Origin of the sequence: Enterobacter sp. GER_MD16_1505_Eko_090 (assembly GCF_003331015.1) — a bacterium.
Taxonomy (GTDB): Bacteria; Pseudomonadota; Gammaproteobacteria; order Enterobacterales; family Enterobacteriaceae; genus Enterobacter; species Enterobacter roggenkampii.
The window spans coordinates 335,771-352,936 of sequence record NZ_PUQF01000001.1 but is presented as its reverse complement, the minus strand read 5'-3'; the positions used below and the strand labels follow the sequence as shown (position 1 = coordinate 352,936).

Here is a 17,166-nt window from a genome sequence, read left to right as displayed (position 1 = left end):
AATGGCATTTGCCCCATTGCTTGAACGCCAGCGCGTCCGTTTGCTGCTGGCGCTGTTACTCGGAGCCAGCGGTACGCTGGCTTTTTCTCCTTACGATATCTGGCCTGCGGCCATTCTCTCCCTGATGGGGCTTCAGGGGTTGACCCTGAACCGTCGTCCGGTGCAGGCTGCCGCTATTGGCTACTTCTGGGGACTGGGGCTGTTTGGCTCAGGTATTAACTGGGTCTACGTCAGCATCGCGCAGTTTGGCGGTATGCCGGGCCCGGTAAACGTCTTCCTGGTGGTACTGCTCGCCGCGTATCTCTCGCTCTATACAGGTCTGTTCGCCGGCATCCTTTCTCGCCTGTGGCCCAAAACCACCTGGCTGCGCGTCGCCATTGCCGCGCCGGTGGTCTGGCAGATCACGGAATTCCTGCGCGGCTGGGTGCTGACCGGCTTCCCGTGGCTGCAGTTCGGCTACAGTCAGATTGACGGCCCGCTGAAAGGCCTGGCGCCGGTCATGGGCGTTGAGGCCATTAACTTCCTGCTGATGGTCGTTAGCGGCCTGCTGGTATTAGCGCTGGTTTCACGATGCTGGAAACCGCTGGCTGTGGCGCTGGTGCTGTTCGCCCTGCCCTTCCCGCTGCGCTATATCCAGTGGTTCACGCCGGAGCCCGCGCGCGCCATGCAGGTCTCCATGGTGCAGGGGAATATCCCGCAGTCGATGAAGTGGGACGAGAAAGAACTGCTGAATACGCTGAAGATCTACGCCAACGCCACCGAAGAGGTGATGGGTAAATCGCAGCTGATTATCTGGCCGGAGTCTGCTATTCCCGATCTGGAGATCAACCAGCAGCCGTTCCTCAACATGATGAACGACCTGCTGCTCTCGCGTGGCAGTACGCTGATCACCGGGATTGTCGATGCGCGTCTGAATCAGCAGAACCGCTACGACACCTACAACACCATCATTACGCTCGGCAAAGACAGCGAATACAGCTACCACTCCACTGACCGGTACAACAAGAACCACCTGGTGCCGTTTGGTGAATTTGTGCCGCTGGAGTCAATTCTTCGCCCGCTGGCCCCGTTCTTCGATCTGCCGATGTCCTCCTTCAGCCGCGGACCGTACGTTCAGCCTCAGCTGCACGCGCACGGCGCAGCCCTGACGGCGGCCATCTGCTACGAAATTATCTTAGGCGAGCAGGTGCGCGATAACTTCCGCCCGGATACGGACTATCTGCTGACCATCTCTAACGATGCCTGGTTTGGTAAATCAATCGGCCCGTGGCAGCACTTCCAGATGGCACGCATGCGCTCCCTGGAGCTGGCCCGTCCGCTGCTGCGCAGCACCAACAACGGCATCACCGCCGTGATTGGTCCGCAGGGTGAAATCCAGGCCATGATCCCGCAGTTCACCCGAGAAGTGCTGACCACCAACGTCACTCCTACCACCGGGCTGACGCCGTACGCCCGCACCGGCAACTGGCCGCTGTGGATCCTGACCGCGCTGTTCGGCTTTGGCGCGGTGCTGATGAGTCTGCGCCAGCGTCGTCGATAATCCCTCCTCTTCCTGCCGGGTGGCGCTGACGCTTACCCGGCCTACTGTTTCGCTTTTGTAGGTCGGGTAAGCGTCAGCGCCACCCGACAATTCCCTCCAGACTTCAATTCTGGCACGCCTATTGCTTTGTTTATTCAGGTAAACGCTGTTTGGCTTACTGTGCAACTTTGTCGCACCAGCGTAGATCATCGGTAGCACCGAAACGGTGCAACGGGAGATATTTGCCTCTGAATGGTGCGGCGTGCTTCGCAAAAATAAACAATAACGCAGCAAAATCTTTACATTAAGCCAGACTAAATGTTAACAAGCTTGCATAACACTGCACTCGCATTGCGCGAGATATAACAACATCACAATGGGTATCAATGCGTCACTGGCGCTGATAAAAAAGGAGTTGGGTATGCAATTACGTAAACTGGCCACAGCAATGCTGGTTATGGGGATGTCCGCAGGCGTGGTTCACGCTGAAGACGCTCCGGCAGCAGGCAGCACTCTCGACAAGATTGCCAAAAACGGCGTTATCGTGGTCGGCCACCGTGAATCTTCTGTCCCGTTCTCTTACTACGACAACACGCAAAAAGTCGTGGGCTATTCACAGGATTACTCCAACGCCATCGTTGAAGCTGTGAAGAAAAAGCTGAACAAACCTGACCTGCAGGTGAAGCTGATCCCCATCACTTCACAGAACCGTATTCCGCTGCTGCAAAACGGCACCTTTGACTTCGAGTGTGGCTCCACCACCAACAACCTCGAGCGTCAGAAGCAGGCTGCCTTCTCCGACACCATCTTTGTTGTGGGCACCCGCCTGCTGACGAAGAAAGGCGGTGAGATCAAAGACTTCTCTGACCTGAAAGGGAAAGCGGTCGTTGTCACCTCCGGGACCACGTCTGAAGTGCTGCTGCACAAGCTGAACGACGAGAAGAAAATGGATATGCGCATCATCAGCGCGAAAGACCATGGCGACTCCTTCCGTACCCTGGAAAGCGGTCGTGCCGTCGCGTTTATGATGGACGACGCCCTGCTGGCAGGCGAGCGTGCGAAAGCGAAGAAACCAGACAACTGGGATATCGTCGGTACCGCGCAGTCGAAAGAAGCCTACGGCTGTATGCTGCGTAAAGACGATCCGCAGTTCAAAAAGCTGATCGATGACACCATCGCCCAGGTGCAGACCTCAGGCGAAGCGGAAAAATGGTTCGACAAATGGTTCAAGAACCCGATTCCACCAAAAAACCTGAACATGAATTTTGAACTGTCAGACGACATGAAAGCGCTGTTCAAATCTCCAAATGACAAGGCTCTTAACTAATTAGAACAACAGGGGCGGGATCTCCTGCCCTCTCGATTGTCGGGAAGCATGGACAGACTATACGTTGAGTGGTCGTTCCCCACTCAGCGCGAAAAATGAGCTTCTCACCAATCTTCGAGGGTAGCGCTGCTACCCTTTTTTTTCTGGAGTTTATTATGTCAATCGACTGGAACTGGGGCATATTCCTGCAACAAGCCCCGTTCGGCAACACCACCTATCTTGGCTGGCTGTGGAGCGGCTTTCAGGTCACCGTGGCATTATCGATAACGGCGTGGATCATCGCGTTTCTTGTCGGTTCTCTGTTCGGTATTCTGCGCACCGTCCCTAACCGTTTTCTTTCAACACTCGGCACCCTGTACGTGGAACTGTTCCGTAACGTTCCGCTGATCGTGCAGTTCTTTACCTGGTATCTGGTTATACCGGAACTGCTGCCGGAAAATATTGGCATGTGGTTCAAGTCGGAACTGGATCCGAATGTGCAGTTCTTTGTCTCCTCCATGATGTGTCTGGGGCTGTTTACCGCTGCGCGCGTTTGCGAGCAGGTGCGTGCCGCCATTCAGTCATTACCCCGCGGACAAAAAAATGCGGGTCTGGCGATGGGGTTAACCCTGCCACAGACCTACCGCTACGTGCTGCTGCCTAACGCCTACCGCGTCATCGTTCCGCCGATGACCTCCGAGATGATGAACCTGGTGAAAAACTCGGCCATCGCCTCGACCATCGGCCTGGTCGATATGGCCGCGCAGGCGGGCAAGCTGCTGGATTACTCCGCTCACGCGTGGGAATCCTTCACCGCGATCACGCTCGCCTACGTTCTGATTAACGCTTTCATCATGCTGGTGATGAACCTGGTTGAACGCAAAATTCGCCTGCCGGGCAACATGGGGGGCAAATAATGTACGAATTTGACTGGAGTTCTATCGTTCCATCCATGCCTTACCTGCTTGATGGACTGATGATTACCTTAAAAATCACCGTCATTGCCATCATCGTCGGTATTGTCTGGGGCACCCTGCTGGCCGTTATGCGCCTGTCGAGCTTTAAGCCGCTCGCCTGGTTTGCAACCGCCTACGTTAACGTGTTCCGTTCCATCCCGCTGGTAATGGTGCTGCTGTGGTTTTACCTGATCGTGCCCGGCTTCCTGCAAAACGTGCTGGGGCTGTCGCCGAAAACCGATATCCGTCTGATCTCGGCGATGGTGGCGTTCTCAATGTTTGAGGCCGCTTACTACTCTGAGATTATCCGTGCAGGCATTCAGAGTATCTCCCGCGGGCAATCCAGCGCCGCGCTGGCGCTGGGGATGACGCACTGGCAGTCCATGCAGCTCATTATTCTGCCGCAGGCGTTTCGCGCCATGGTTCCGCTCCTGCTGACCCAGGGAATTGTGCTGTTCCAGGATACGTCCCTGGTCTACGTGCTGAGCCTGGCAGACTTCTTCCGTACCGCGTCCACCATCGGTGAGCGTGATGGTACGCAGGTTGAGATGGTGCTCTTTGCGGGAGCGGTCTATTTTGTGATTAGTTTAAGCGCGTCGCTGTTGGTCAGCTGGCTGAAGAAAAGGACGGTACAATGATTTCCCTGAAAAATGTTTCTAAATGGTATGGGCACTTTCAGGTGCTGACCGACTGCTCCACCGAAGTGAAAAAAGGCGACGTGGTAGTGGTGTGCGGACCGTCCGGTTCCGGTAAATCGACGCTGATCAAAACCGTCAATGGTCTGGAGCCGGTCCAGCAGGGCGAGATCGTCGTCAACGGTACCAAAGTCAACGACAAGAAAACCAATCTTGCCCAGCTTCGCTCTCACGTTGGTATGGTGTTCCAGCATTTTGAGCTGTTCCCTCACCTCTCCATTATTGAGAACCTGACGCTGGCCCAGGTGAAAGTGCTCAAGCGTGATAAAAAAGCGTCGCGCGAGAAAGGCCTGAAGCTCCTGGAACGCGTTGGCCTCTCTGCGCATGCCGATAAGTTCCCGGCGCAGCTTTCTGGCGGCCAGCAGCAGCGTGTGGCGATCGCCCGTGCGCTGTGCATGGATCCGGTTGCCATGCTGTTTGACGAGCCCACATCGGCGCTCGATCCGGAGATGATCAACGAAGTGCTGGACGTGATGGTCGAACTGGCGCACGAAGGGATGACCATGATGGTGGTGACCCACGAAATGGGCTTCGCCCGCAAGGTGGCCAACCGCGTGATCTTCATGGACGAAGGGAAAATTGTCGAAGATTCCCCGAAAGAGGAGTTCTTCGCCAACCCGAAATCGGAACGTGCGAAAGATTTCCTCGCGAAAATCCTGCACTAATCTTCTCGGTGCGCAATCTGCGGATTGCGCACTGCCTCACGCTTTCGCTCACTTCTTCTCGTCCGTGCCCCATTGCAGCGTTAACCTTGTCACAAAATAACGCTATGAATGGAGAACGCTATGGCACAACCTATAATTTTCGATTGCGACCCGGGTCATGATGACGCGATCGCGCTCGTCCTTGCACTTGCCTCCCCCGAGCTCGACGTCAAAGCCGTCACCTCTTCTGCCGGAAACCAGACGCCGGATAAAACCCTGCGTAACGTTTTGCGCATGCTGACGCTGCTCAAGCGCACGGATATTCCTGTCGCCGGCGGCGCCCTCAAGCCCCTGATGCGTGAATTAATTATTGCGGATAACGTGCATGGCGAAAGCGGGCTGGACGGTCCGGCGCTGCCGGAACCTGGCTTCACGCCGCAAAGCTGCACCGCCGTGGAGCTGATGGCAAAGGTGCTGCGCGAGAGCGCGGAACCCGTCACCCTGGTGGCAACGGGACCGCAAACCAACGTCGCGCTGCTGCTGAACAGCCATCCTGAACTGCACAGCAAAATCGCTCGTATCGTCATCATGGGCGGGGCTATGGGCCTGGGAAACTGGACGCCTTCCGCAGAGTTCAACATTTTTGTCGATCCGGAAGCAGCGGAAATCGTCTTCCAGTCGGGCCTGCCAGTTGTGATGGCAGGGCTGGACGTGACGCATCGCGCGCAGATTATGGCAGGCGACATTGAGCGCTTCCGCTCCGTTGGCAATCCGGTCGCGACAACCGTGGCTGAGCTGCTCGACTTCTTTATGGAGTATCACAAAGCCGAGAAATGGGGATTCCACGGCGCGCCGCTGCACGATCCGTGCACCATTGCCTGGCTGTTAAAACCGGAGATGTTTACCACAGTCCACAGGTGGGTTGGCGTCGAAACGCAGGGGAAATACACCCAGGGGATGACGGTGGTGGACTACTACTCGCTGACGGGGAATAAACCGAATACCACGGTGATGGTGGATATTGACCGTGAGGCGTTTGTGGATTTGCTGGCGGAGAGACTGGCTTACTACTCTGCGGCCTGATGCCCTCACCCCGGCCCTCTCCCACGGGGAGAGGGCGCAAACCTGTGCTTTTACCTAGGGCTCAAACGGCCGACGCTGGAACTGATCGTGGCCGCATTTCGGACACAGCGACAGGACCTCCGGCGTATACACCGCAATATGATGGTGGCAATTCTCGCACACCAGATTTCCCAGCCCGACCACTTCACCGCTGTGGTACACACCGTGGTGGTTTAAATCCTGAAAGACTTCACGCCACTCCAGCTGCGTTTTATCCGTGATATCGGCCAGCTCCTGCCACAGGCTCTCTTTGATCACCCGCATGAAAACGCTGTCCGTGACCTCCTCCTGGCTTTCCTGGTAGCTGCGCGCGAACTCTTCCAGATCGCGACGCACGGCGCGGGTCACCTCTTCCACTTCGGTTCGCGTTAACTCACCCGTTTGCGACACGCGGGCACGCGCCTGCTCCACCAGCGCGTCGATATCACGCTCGCCGTTACGCAGCCGTTCCGTCAGTGTCGCCACCAGTTCGCGGTAAAATTGAGCAACCTTGTTCATCATTTTGCCTCCCGGGTCAGTAACTATTTCTAATAATAGACCTTATTTCAGCGCCGCTTTGTCAGGTGAAGCACAGACCCGGTAAATTCCTGCAAAGCGCATTTGTGCGAAAGGCTGTTTTGACGCGGGCGTTTGGGCTATGCTATGCGGATCTGAATTACCACATCCATTGGCTACATTTGTAGCTGTATTGAACACAGGACCACTGGCTGCCATGCAAGAGCAATACCGCCCGGAAGAGATAGAATCAAAAGTCCAGCAACACTGGGACGAGAAGCGCACCTTTGAAGTAACCGAAGACGAGAGCAAAGAGAAGTATTACTGCCTGTCGATGCTTCCCTATCCTTCTGGTCGACTACACATGGGCCACGTGCGTAACTACACCATCGGTGATGTGATTGCGCGCTACCAGCGCATGCTGGGCAAAAACGTTCTGCAACCCATCGGTTGGGATGCGTTCGGTCTGCCTGCGGAAGGCGCGGCGGTCAAAAACAATACGGCGCCGGCACCGTGGACGTACGACAACATCGCGTACATGAAAAACCAGCTCAAAATGCTGGGCTTTGGCTATGACTGGAGCCGCGAGCTGGCAACCTGTACCCCGGAATACTACCGCTGGGAACAGAAATTCTTCACCGAGCTGTACAAAAAAGGCCTGGTGTACAAGAAGACCTCTGCCGTTAACTGGTGCCCGAATGACCAGACCGTTCTCGCGAACGAACAGGTTATCGATGGCTGCTGCTGGCGCTGTGATACTAAAGTAGAGCGTAAAGAGATCCCGCAGTGGTTTATTAAAATCACCGCTTACGCTGATGAGCTGCTGAACGATCTGGATAATCTGGACCACTGGCCAGATACCGTTAAGACCATGCAGCGCAACTGGATCGGCCGTTCTGAAGGCGTGGAAATTACCTTCAACGTTGAGAACTACGACCAGACCCTGACCGTCTACACCACCCGTCCGGACACCTTCATGGGCGCGACCTACCTGGCCGTGGCCGCAGGTCACCCGCTGGCGCAGAAAGCGGCAGAAAACAATCCGGAACTGGCTACCTTCATCGACGAGTGCCGCAACACGAAAGTGGCAGAAGCCGATATGGCAACGATGGAGAAAAAAGGGGTTGATACCGGCTTTAAGGCCATTCACCCACTGACGGGCGAAGCGATCCCTGTCTGGGCCGCCAACTTCGTACTGATGGAATACGGCACAGGCGCCGTGATGGCTGTTCCAGGTCACGACCAGCGCGACTATGAATTTGCCACTAAATATGGCCTGACCATCAAGCCTGTTATTCTGACGGCTGACGGTTCTGAACCAGACCTGTCCGAACAAGCGCTGACCGAAAAAGGGACCTTGTTCAACTCCGGCGAGTTTAACGGTCTGAGCTTCGAAGAGGGCTTCAACGCTATCGCCGACAAGCTGGCCTCCCTTGGCGTGGGCGAGCGTAAAGTTAACTTCCGTCTGCGCGACTGGGGCGTTTCCCGTCAGCGTTACTGGGGTGCGCCAATTCCAATGGTGACGCTGGAAGATGGCACCGTGATGCCAACGCCGGAAGATCAGCTGCCGGTGATCCTGCCGGAAGACGTGGTCATGGACGGTATCACCAGCCCGATCAAAGCCGATCCTGAGTGGGCAAAAACCACCGTCAACGGTCAGCCCGCGCTGCGCGAAACCGACACCTTTGACACCTTTATGGAGTCGTCCTGGTACTATGCTCGCTACACCTGTCCGCAGTATCAGGACGGCATGCTGGATTCCAAAGCAGCGAACTACTGGCTGCCGGTAGATATCTACATCGGTGGTATCGAACACGCCATCATGCACCTGCTCTACTTCCGCTTCTTCCACAAGCTGATGCGCGATGCGGGCATGGTGAACTCTGACGAACCTGCAAAACAGCTGCTGTGCCAGGGCATGGTGCTGGCGGATGCCTTCTATTACGTCGGGGCAAACGGCGAGCGTAACTGGGTATCTCCGGTTGACGCGATCGTTGAGCGCGACGAGAAGGGCCGTATCGTGAAGGCGAAAGACGCTGAAGGTCACGAGCTGGTCTACACCGGCATGAGCAAAATGTCCAAGTCGAAAAACAACGGTATCGACCCGCAGGTGATGGTTGAGCGTTATGGTGCGGATACCGTGCGTCTGTTCATGATGTTTGCCTCTCCGGCAGACATGACGCTGGAATGGCAGGAGTCTGGCGTGGAAGGCGCAAACCGCTTCCTGAAACGCGTCTGGAAGCTGGTTTACGAGCACACCTCACTGGGCGATGCCCCGGCGCTGAACGCTGCTGCCCTGACTGAAGATCAGCAGGCGCTGCGTCGTGACGTTCATAAAACCATTGCGAAAGTGACCGATGATATTGGTCGTCGTCAGACCTTCAATACCGCAATTGCGGCTATTATGGAACTGATGAACAAGCTGGCGAAAGCCCCGCAGGACGGCGAGCAGGATCGTGCCTTAATGCGTGAAGCGCTGCTGGCCGTCGTTCGCATGCTGAACCCGTTCACGCCGCACGTTAGCTTTACCCTGTGGCAGGAGCTGAAAGGCGAAGGCGATATCGACAACGCGCCGTGGCCGCAGGCTGACGAAGCCGCGATGGTGGAAAACACCACGCTGGTCGTGGTCCAGGTGAACGGTAAAGTCCGCGGTAAAATTACCGTGGCGGTCGATGCAACCGAAGAACAGGTTCGCGAGCGCGCGGGCCAGGAACCACTGGTCGCTAAATATCTTGAGGGCGTTACCGTACGTAAAGTGATCTACGTACCTGGTAAACTGCTGAATCTGGTCGTTGGCTAAGCGCGGGAGGAAACGTGCGACAACTGGCAACAATACTCTTATCTCTGGCGGTGCTTGTCACCGCTGGCTGCGGCTGGCACCTGCGCAATACCACGGCGGTGCCTGCTCAGATGAAAACCATGATCTTTGATTCCGGGGATCCGAACGGTCCACTCAGCCGGGCAATTCGCAATCAGCTGCGTCTGAACGGCGTTGAGCTTGTTGAGAAACAGACGCTGCGTCAGGATGTACCGTCTCTGCGTGTGACAGGAAGTGGTCTGTCGAGAGACACTGCGTCTATCTTCCAGGATGGCCGTACCGCAGAGTATCAAATGGTGTTGACGGTCAACGCGGCAGTTCTGATCCCGGGTAAAGACATCTATCCGATCAGCACGAAAGTGTACCGTTCGTTCTTCGATAACCCGCAGACGGCGCTGGCAAAAGATGCCGAACAGCAGATTATCATCAACGAAATGTATGACAAGGCGGCGGAACAGCTGATCCGTAAACTGCCAAGTATTGCAGCGTCAACCAAACAAGGATCTGACATTGTTGATAAACCGGTTGATGGCACGCTTCCTGCTGCTAACTCTCTGGGTAAATGATGATCAGGCTGTATCCTGAACAACTCCGCGCGCAGCTCAATGAAGGGCTGCGCGCGGCGTATCTGCTTCTTGGAAACGATCCGTTATTACTTCAGGAAAGCCTGGATGCCGTGCGGCATGTCGCCGCCGCGCAGGGCTTTGATGAACACCACACCGTCCAGTTGGATAACAATACCGACTGGAACGCCCTCTTCTCGCTCTGTCAGGCGATGAGCCTGTTCGCATCACGCCAGACGATTCAGATCCTGCTGCCGGAAAACGGGCCTAACGCGGCGATGAACGAGCAGCTCGCTACGCTGGTCAGCCTCTTACACAGCGATCTGATCCTGATTGTGCGTGGCAACAAGCTGACCAAAGCGCAGGAAAACGCGGCCTGGTTTACCCAACTCACGCCCCACGCGGTGTTGGTCACCTGTCAGACGCCTGAGCAGGCACATCTGCCTAAATGGGTCGCCGCGAGAGCGAAACAGCACAACCTTCAGCTGGATGATGCGGCGAACCAGCTGCTCTGCTACTGCTATGAAGGTAACCTGCTGGCCCTGGCGCAGGCGCTGGACAGACTCTCCCTGCTCTGGCCGGACGGCAAGCTGACCTTGCCGCGCGTCGAGCAGGCCGTTAACGACGCGGCGCACTTCACGCCGTTCCACTGGGTGGACGCGCTGCTGTCGGCAAAAAGTAAACGCGCCCTGCATATTCTGCAGCAGCTGCGCCTCGAAGGGAGCGAACCGGTCATTCTGCTGCGTACGCTGCAGCGCGAACTGCTGCTGCTGATTTCGCTCAAGCGTCAGTCTGCCCATACGCCTTTGCGTTCGCTGTTTGATAAACACCGGGTGTGGCAAAATCGCCGGGCTTTGACTTCCGAGGCCATCAACCGTCTGAGTCATGAACAGCTTCGCCAGGCGGTACAGCTTCTGATGCGCGCCGAACTCACGTTAAAACAAGATTACGGCCAGTCGGTCTGGGCAGAGCTGGAAAGCCTTTCCCTGCTGCTCTGCCACAAGGCGCTGGCAGACGTTTTTATTGATGGATAGTATGCACTCTTTACAGGCCCTGTATGGCGGCACCTTCGACCCGGTACACTACGGGCATCTGAAGCCGGTTGAAATTCTGGCGAATCTGATCGGCCTTCAGCGCGTTACCATCATGCCGAATAATGTCCCGCCCCACCGTCCACAGCCCGAGGCGACCAGCGAGCAGCGAAAAGAGATGCTTGCCCTGGCCATCGCAGATAAGCCGCTCTTCCGGCTTGACGAGCGTGAGCTGCGTCGCGATACGCCCTCCTGGACCTCGCAGACGCTTCAGGAATGGCGCGCAGAACAAGGTCCAGACCAGCCGCTGGCTTTTATCATCGGACAGGACTCCCTGCTGAACTTCCCCACATGGCATAAATATGAAACCATCCTGGAGAACAGCCACCTGCTCGTCTGCCGCCGTCCTGGCTATCCGCTGACCATGCGCGAAGCGCAGTACCAGCAGTGGCTGGAAGATCATCTCACCGCCAATGTTGAAGATCTCCACAATCAGCCTGCCGGGAAGATTTATCTGGCGGAAACGCCGTGGTTCGATATCTCTGCAACCCTCATTCGCGAGCGCTTACAGCAGGGTTTAGCGTGTGACGATCTGCTCCCCGCACCGGTGCTGGCCTATATCCATACGCATGGTTTGTATCAGAAAAGCGCAGATGAATAGCCGGAGGGCATAAAAAGCGGCTTATTGTTTATCCTGCCTTGACAGGGTAAGCCATACTGTTATTCTCCGCTGCCAGACTTTCCCGCCGATGATTGCTTTACAGAAATTGTTTTACAAAAATGGCGATGCAATCTCAGGCAGAGGGTGGGATGATACCCGCCTTCAAAAGCCCGACCGGAGACTTTTGTCCCGACACAGGCATGAGTTCAGGTATACTGTCTGGCTACGAATTCAACGTTTTACAATCTCATTCACCCCAGGGGGAAAACTTGCAGGGTAAAGCACTCCAGGATTTTGTTATTGACAAAATTGATGACCTGAAAGGTCAGGACATCATCGCTATCGACGTTAAGGGTAAATCCAGTATTACCGACTGCATGATCATCTGCACCGGTACGTCCACACGTCATGTTGTTTCAATTGCCGATCACGTGGTACAGGAATCACGTGCTGCAGGGCTGTTGCCGCTCGGCGTTGAAGGTGAAGCGACGGCTGACTGGGTGGTTGTCGATCTCGGCGATGTGATTGTCCACGTCATGCAGGAAGAGAGCCGTCGCCTGTATGAGCTGGAAAAACTCTGGGGTTAATGCGTGAAGTTGCAGCTGGTCGCCGTCGGCACCAAAATGCCGGACTGGGTACAAACCGGTTTTACTGAATATCTGCGTCGTTTTCCAAAAGACATGCCGTTCGAACTGGTGGAAATCCCCGCCGGTAAGCGCGGCAAGAACGCCGATATCAAACGTATTCTCGATAAAGAGGGCGAACTGATGCTGGCTGCCGCTGGCAAAAACCGCATCGTCACCCTCGATATTCCAGGAAAACCCTGGGATACGCCGCAGCTGGCGCACGAACTAGAGCGCTGGAAGCAGGATGGCCGTGACGTCAGTCTGTTGATTGGCGGACCCGAAGGGTTATCCCCTGCCTGCAAAGCGGCAGCAGAACAAAGTTGGTCCCTCTCCGCGCTGACGCTTCCCCACCCGCTCGTTCGGGTACTGGTGGCAGAAAGCCTGTATCGCGCGTGGAGCATTACTACCAACCACCCCTATCACCGCGAGTAATGACTGACCAGGGTAGATTAAGCAGCGGATGAAACTACAGAATTCTTTTCGCGACTATACGGCTGAGTCCGCGCTGTTTGTGCGCCGGGCGCTGGTCGCCTTCATCGGGATTTTGCTGCTTACCGGCGTGCTGATCGCCAACCTTTATAATCTGCAAATTGTCCGTTTTACCGACTACCAGACGCGTTCCAACGAAAACCGTATCAAGCTGGTGCCTATCGCGCCCAGCCGCGGCATTATTTACGATCGCAACGGCACCCCGCTGGCGTTAAACCGCACCATCTATCAAATCGAGATGATGCCGGAAAAAGTCGATAATGTTCAGGATACGCTGGAAGCGCTGAAAAGCGTTGTCGACCTTAACGACGACGATATCGCCGCCTTCAAAAAAGAGCGCGCCCGCTCACACCGATTCACCTCCATCCCGGTTAAAACCAACCTGACGGAAGTCCAGGTGGCCCGCTTTGCGGTGAATCAGTACCGTTTCCCCGGCGTGGAAGTAAAGGGGTACAAGCGTCGCTACTACCCCTACGGCTCCGCGCTGACGCATGTGATTGGCTACGTCTCCAAGATTAACGACAAAGACGTCGACCGCCTCGATAAAGACGGCAAGTTGGCGAACTACGCCGCAACGCACGACATCGGTAAGCTCGGTATTGAACGCTACTACGAAGATGTCCTGCACGGGCAAACCGGCTATGAAGAGGTTGAGGTTAACAACCGTGGCCGCGTGATTCGCCAGCTTAAAGAAGTGCCGCCTCAGGCGGGGCATGACGTCTATCTGACCCTCGACCTTAAGCTGCAGCAGTATATTGAAACCCTGCTGGCGGGCAGCCGCGCAGCCGTTGTGGTCACCGATCCCCGCACCGGCGGCATCCTGGCGATGGTGTCTATGCCAAGCTATGACCCGAACCTGTTTGTTGACGGCATTTCCAGTAAAGACTACTCCGGTCTGCTGAATGACCCCAACACGCCGCTGGTGAACCGCGCGACGCAAGGGGTTTACCCGCCGGCATCCACGGTTAAACCGTACGTGGCGGTCTCGGCACTGAGCGCTGGCGTCATTAACCGCAATACCAGCCTGTTTGACCCGGGCTGGTGGCAGCTGCCCGGTTCAGAAAAGCGCTATCGCGACTGGAAAAAATGGGGCCACGGTCATCTGAACGTCACCAAATCGCTGGAGGAGTCTGCGGATACCTTCTTCTATCAGGTGGCATATGACATGGGGATCGACCGCCTGTCAGAGTGGATGAGCAAATTCGGCTACGGACACTACACCGGCGTTGACCTTGCGGAAGAACGCTCCGGCAACATGCCGACGCGCGAATGGAAGCTGAAGCGCTTTAAAAAACCGTGGTATCAGGGCGACACCATTCCGGTGGGTATCGGTCAGGGGTACTGGACGGCAACGCCGCTTCAGATGAACAAAGCCATGATGATCCTCATCAATGACGGCGTGGTGAAAGTGCCTCACCTGCTGCAGAGTACGGTTGAAGACGGCAAAAAAGTGCCGTGGAACCAGCCGCACGAAGCGCCGGTGGGTGACATTCATTCCGGCTTCTGGGAAATCGCAAAAGACGGTATGTACGGCGTGGCAAACCGCCCGAACGGTACCGCACACAAGTATTTCGCCGGTACGCCGTACAAAGTGGCGGCGAAGTCCGGTACTGCGCAAGTCTTTGGCCTGAAAGCCAACGAAACCTATAACGCGCACCGCATTGCCGAACGTCTGCGTGACCACAAGCTGATGACGGCGTTTGCCCCTTATGACAACCCGCAGGTCGCGGTGGCGATGATTCTGGAGAACGGCGGTGCCGGGCCTGCAGTAGGGACCATCATGCGCCAGATCCTTGACCACATTATGCTGGGTGATAACAACACCGAACTGCCGGCTGAAAACCCGGCCGCCGCTGCGGCGGAGGACCAATAATCATGACGGATAATCCAAACAAAAAATCGCTGTGGGACAAAATCCACATCGACCCAGCCATGCTGCTGATCCTGCTGGCTCTGCTGGTTTACAGCGCGCTGGTTATCTGGAGCGCCAGCGGCCAGGACATCGGGATGATGGAGCGCAAAATCGGCCAGATCGCCATGGGCCTGATCATTATGGTGGTGATGGCGCAGATCCCGCCGCGCGTCTACGAAGGCTGGGCGCCCTACCTCTACATCTTCTGTATTATTTTGCTGGTTGCGGTCGATGCGTTTGGCGCCATTTCAAAAGGGGCGCAACGCTGGCTGGATTTGGGCATTGTCCGCTTTCAGCCTTCGGAAATTGCCAAAATCGCCGTGCCCTTAATGGTGGCACGCTTTATCAACCGCGACGTCTGCCCGCCGTCGCTGAAGAATACCGCCATCGCGCTGGTGCTGATTTTCCTGCCAACGCTGCTGGTTGCGGCACAGCCTGACCTGGGTACCTCTATCCTCATCGCCCTCTCCGGCCTGTTTGTCCTGTTCCTGTCGGGCCTGAGCTGGCGCCTGATTGGTATCGCGGTAGTGCTGATTGCGGCGTTCATCCCTATTCTCTGGTTCTTCCTGATGCACGATTACCAGCGCCAGCGCGTCATGATGCTGCTCGATCCGGAAACCGATCCGCTGGGCGCGGGCTATCATATTATTCAGTCCAAGATTGCGATTGGCTCCGGCGGCCTGCGCGGTAAAGGCTGGCTGCACGGCACGCAGTCGCAGCTGGAATTTTTACCGGAACGCCACACCGACTTTATCTTTGCCGTCCTGGCGGAAGAGCTGGGGCTGGTGGGCATCTTAATACTCCTGGCCCTATACGTTCTGCTGATCATGCGGGGATTGTGGATTGCAGCACGCGCGCAAACGACCTTTGGTCGCGTCATGGCTGGCGGGTTGATGCTGATTTTATTCGTTTATGTCTTCGTAAATATTGGTATGGTGAGTGGTATTCTGCCGGTGGTAGGCGTACCGCTGCCGCTGGTGAGTTACGGAGGCTCGGCACTGATCGTGTTGATGGCCGGGTTTGGTATCGTGATGTCGATCCATACCCACAGAAAAATGTTGTCAAAAAGCGTATAAAAATAAGGGGATCGGAATGCGTAAGCAGTGGCTGGGGATCTGCATTGCGGCAAGTTTACTTGCGGCCTGTACTAGTGATGATGGTCAGCAACAGGCAACCGTCGCGCCGCCGCAGCCTGCGGTGTGTAATGGCCCGATCGTAGAAATCAGCGGTGCCGATCCCGTTTATGAACCGCTGAATGCCAGTGCCAATCAGGATTACGAGCGCGACGGCAAAAGCTATAAAATTGTTCAGGATCCTTCCCGTTTCAGCCAGGCGGGCTTTGCCGCCATTTATGATGCCGAGCCAGGCAGTAACCTGACGGCCTCCGGAGAGACGTTCGACCCCATGCAGCTGACGGCGGCACATCCGACGCTGCCGATCCCGAGCTATGCTCGTATCACCAACCTGGCAAACGGCCGCATGATCGTCGTGCGTATCAACGACCGCGGCCCGTACGGAAATGACCGGGTGATCTCCCTGTCGCGCGCATCTGCCGATCGCCTGAATACCTCGAACAACACCAAAGTCCGTATTGACCCGATTATCGTGGCGCAGGATGGCTCCCTCTCCGGGCCGGGTACCGCGTGTACGACGGTGGCGAAACAGACTTATGCCCTTCCCGACCGCCCAAATCTTGACGGGGGAATGGGCAGCGTCTCTTCTCCGGCCGAGCCTGCTCAGCCGGGGGGAGAAATACGCCCAATCAGCAACGACACGCTGCAAAGCGACGATTCAACGGGCGCACCGGTAAAGAGCAGCGGCTTTCTTGGCGCACCGACGACCTTAGCCTCGGGCGTGCTGGAAGGCAGTGAACCTACCCCAGCCCCCGCTCCCGTTGCTGCACCAGCGACCCAGTCGGCTCCCGTAACGGCGCCCGCGGCCACGCAAAGTGCCGCGGTGGCGGCTCCAACAGCGGCCAGCGGCAGCTATGTGGTTCAGGTCGGTGCTGTGAGCGATCAGGCCCGGGCTAAACAGTATCAGCAGCGTCTGAGCCAGCAGTTTGGCGTACCAGGACGCGTTGAGCAGAACGGTGCTGTCTGGCGCATTCAGATGGGGCCGTTTGCCAGCAAATCGCAGGCAGCCTCCCTGCAGCAGCGTCTGCAGAATGAAGCTCAGCTTCAGTCATTTATCGCTGTTGCGAAATAATTAACCGGCGGTATCCGAATTGTCAGTTTGTGTAAAACACATTCACAAACTCATGCTTAAAGTCGGATGCCTGCCTGAATAGCATTTGCTATAGTAAGGCACTTTTTTTAATTCCATCACGGAT

16 protein-coding genes are annotated in these 17,166 nt (G+C 56.2%); 15 read left to right on the top strand and 1 reads right to left on the bottom strand.

What is annotated here, in order from left to right; genetic code table 11:
* Position 1: 1 nt before the first annotated feature.
* From lnt to rihA, 6 genes are all read left to right on the top strand, one after another.
* Positions 2-1,540, top strand: coding sequence for an apolipoprotein N-acyltransferase (gene lnt / locus C6A40_RS01665; RefSeq protein WP_021242575.1), 1,539 nt, complete (start codon positions 2-4; stop codon positions 1,538-1,540).
* 400 nt (positions 1,541-1,940) lie between these two features.
* The gene (locus C6A40_RS01660) at positions 1,941-2,846 is read left to right on the top strand and encodes an amino acid ABC transporter substrate-binding protein (RefSeq protein WP_045335480.1); all 906 of its coding nucleotides are present in this window, start codon (positions 1,941-1,943) and stop codon (positions 2,844-2,846) included.
* 155 nt (positions 2,847-3,001) lie between these two features.
* Positions 3,002-3,742 carry a glutamate/aspartate ABC transporter permease GltJ gene (gene gltJ / locus C6A40_RS01655; RefSeq protein ID WP_008501048.1) on the top strand — a complete coding sequence of 247 codons (741 nt, stop codon included), beginning with the start codon at positions 3,002-3,004 and terminating at the stop codon, positions 3,740-3,742.
* Complete coding sequence (gene gltK / locus C6A40_RS01650) at positions 3,742-4,419, top strand: glutamate/aspartate ABC transporter permease GltK (RefSeq protein ID WP_008501047.1); 678 nt, start codon at positions 3,742-3,744, stop codon at positions 4,417-4,419. The genes gltJ and gltK overlap by 1 nt, the downstream gene beginning before the upstream one ends.
* A complete protein-coding gene (locus C6A40_RS01645; protein WP_014883001.1) occupies positions 4,416-5,141 on the top strand; it encodes an amino acid ABC transporter ATP-binding protein in 726 nt (241 codons plus the stop codon). Before gltK ends, C6A40_RS01645 begins: the two co-directional genes overlap by 4 nt.
* A 120-nt stretch (positions 5,142-5,261) precedes the next feature.
* Positions 5,262-6,203 (top strand): pyrimidine-specific ribonucleoside hydrolase RihA, encoded by a 942-nt coding sequence (gene rihA, locus C6A40_RS01640; protein ID WP_045335479.1) that lies wholly within the window; start codon positions 5,262-5,264, stop codon positions 6,201-6,203.
* Between the two features lie 54 nt (positions 6,204-6,257).
* Here the strand turns inward: rihA and C6A40_RS01635 are convergent, their stop codons facing one another.
* Entirely contained in the window at positions 6,258-6,740 is a 483-nt protein-coding gene (locus C6A40_RS01635) for a zinc ribbon-containing protein (protein ID WP_023617134.1), read from the bottom strand.
* A gap of 214 nt (positions 6,741-6,954) precedes the next feature.
* On the opposite strand from C6A40_RS01635, the gene leuS reads away from it, so the two are divergent.
* The 9 genes from leuS to rlpA all read left to right on the top strand — a co-directional run bounded on the left by leuS (position 6,955) and on the right by rlpA (position 17,042).
* On the top strand, positions 6,955-9,537 hold the full coding sequence (gene leuS / locus C6A40_RS01630) for a leucine--tRNA ligase (protein WP_021242577.1): 2,583 nt from the start codon (positions 6,955-6,957) through the stop codon (positions 9,535-9,537).
* 14 nt (positions 9,538-9,551) lie between these two features.
* A complete protein-coding gene (lptE, locus tag C6A40_RS01625; RefSeq protein ID WP_008501042.1) occupies positions 9,552-10,121 on the top strand; it encodes an LPS assembly lipoprotein LptE in 570 nt (189 codons plus the stop codon).
* Positions 10,121-11,152 (top strand): DNA polymerase III subunit delta, encoded by a 1,032-nt coding sequence (holA, locus tag C6A40_RS01620; protein ID WP_045335478.1) that lies wholly within the window; start codon positions 10,121-10,123, stop codon positions 11,150-11,152. The genes lptE and holA overlap by 1 nt, the downstream gene beginning before the upstream one ends.
* On the top strand, positions 11,145-11,810 hold the full coding sequence (nadD, locus tag C6A40_RS01615; RefSeq protein ID WP_025912714.1) for a nicotinate-nucleotide adenylyltransferase: 666 nt from the start codon (positions 11,145-11,147) through the stop codon (positions 11,808-11,810). The genes holA and nadD overlap by 8 nt, the downstream gene beginning before the upstream one ends.
* Positions 11,811-12,079: 269 nt before the next feature.
* Entirely contained in the window at positions 12,080-12,397 is a 318-nt protein-coding gene (gene rsfS / locus C6A40_RS01610) for a ribosome silencing factor (RefSeq protein WP_003858696.1), read from the top strand.
* Between the two features lie 3 nt (positions 12,398-12,400).
* The gene (gene rlmH, locus C6A40_RS01605; RefSeq protein WP_003858701.1) at positions 12,401-12,868 is read left to right on the top strand and encodes a 23S rRNA (pseudouridine(1915)-N(3))-methyltransferase RlmH; all 468 of its coding nucleotides are present in this window, start codon (positions 12,401-12,403) and stop codon (positions 12,866-12,868) included.
* 28 nt (positions 12,869-12,896) lie between these two features.
* Positions 12,897-14,798, top strand: a complete 1,902-nt coding sequence (gene mrdA / locus C6A40_RS01600; protein ID WP_045335477.1) for a peptidoglycan DD-transpeptidase MrdA — start codon at positions 12,897-12,899, stop codon at positions 14,796-14,798.
* 2 nt (positions 14,799-14,800) lie between these two features.
* Positions 14,801-15,913, top strand: coding sequence for a peptidoglycan glycosyltransferase MrdB (gene mrdB / locus C6A40_RS01595; protein WP_008501037.1), 1,113 nt, complete (start codon positions 14,801-14,803; stop codon positions 15,911-15,913).
* A 16-nt stretch (positions 15,914-15,929) separates the two neighbouring features.
* Positions 15,930-17,042: an endolytic peptidoglycan transglycosylase RlpA gene (gene rlpA / locus C6A40_RS01590; RefSeq protein WP_039265956.1), complete on the top strand. Its 1,113-nt coding sequence runs from the start codon at positions 15,930-15,932 to the stop codon at positions 17,040-17,042.
* Positions 17,043-17,166: the final 124 nt, after the last annotated feature.

What these genes read in the sequence shown, in the direction of transcription:
- lnt (WP_021242575.1), top strand. Translation starts at nt 2, where the DNA reads ATGGCATTTGCCCCATTGCTTGAACGCCAGCGCGTCCGTTTGCTGCTG.
- C6A40_RS01660 (WP_045335480.1), top strand. Translation starts at nt 1,941, where the DNA reads ATGCAATTACGTAAACTGGCCACAGCAATGCTGGTTATGGGGATGTCC.
- gltJ (WP_008501048.1), top strand. Translation starts at nt 3,002, where the DNA reads ATGTCAATCGACTGGAACTGGGGCATATTCCTGCAACAAGCCCCGTTC.
- gltK (WP_008501047.1), top strand. Translation starts at nt 3,742, where the DNA reads ATGTACGAATTTGACTGGAGTTCTATCGTTCCATCCATGCCTTACCTG.
- C6A40_RS01645 (WP_014883001.1), top strand. Translation starts at nt 4,416, where the DNA reads ATGATTTCCCTGAAAAATGTTTCTAAATGGTATGGGCACTTTCAGGTG.
- rihA (WP_045335479.1), top strand. Translation starts at nt 5,262, where the DNA reads ATGGCACAACCTATAATTTTCGATTGCGACCCGGGTCATGATGACGCG.
- C6A40_RS01635 (WP_023617134.1), bottom strand. Translation starts at nt 6,740, where the DNA reads ATGAACAAGGTTGCTCAATTTTACCGCGAACTGGTGGCGACACTGACG.
- leuS (WP_021242577.1), top strand. Translation starts at nt 6,955, where the DNA reads ATGCAAGAGCAATACCGCCCGGAAGAGATAGAATCAAAAGTCCAGCAA.
- holA (WP_045335478.1), top strand. Translation starts at nt 10,121, where the DNA reads ATGATCAGGCTGTATCCTGAACAACTCCGCGCGCAGCTCAATGAAGGG.
- nadD (WP_025912714.1), top strand. Translation starts at nt 11,145, where the DNA reads ATGGATAGTATGCACTCTTTACAGGCCCTGTATGGCGGCACCTTCGAC.
- mrdA (WP_045335477.1), top strand. Translation starts at nt 12,897, where the DNA reads ATGAAACTACAGAATTCTTTTCGCGACTATACGGCTGAGTCCGCGCTG.
- mrdB (WP_008501037.1), top strand. Translation starts at nt 14,801, where the DNA reads ATGACGGATAATCCAAACAAAAAATCGCTGTGGGACAAAATCCACATC.
- rlpA (WP_039265956.1), top strand. Translation starts at nt 15,930, where the DNA reads ATGCGTAAGCAGTGGCTGGGGATCTGCATTGCGGCAAGTTTACTTGCG.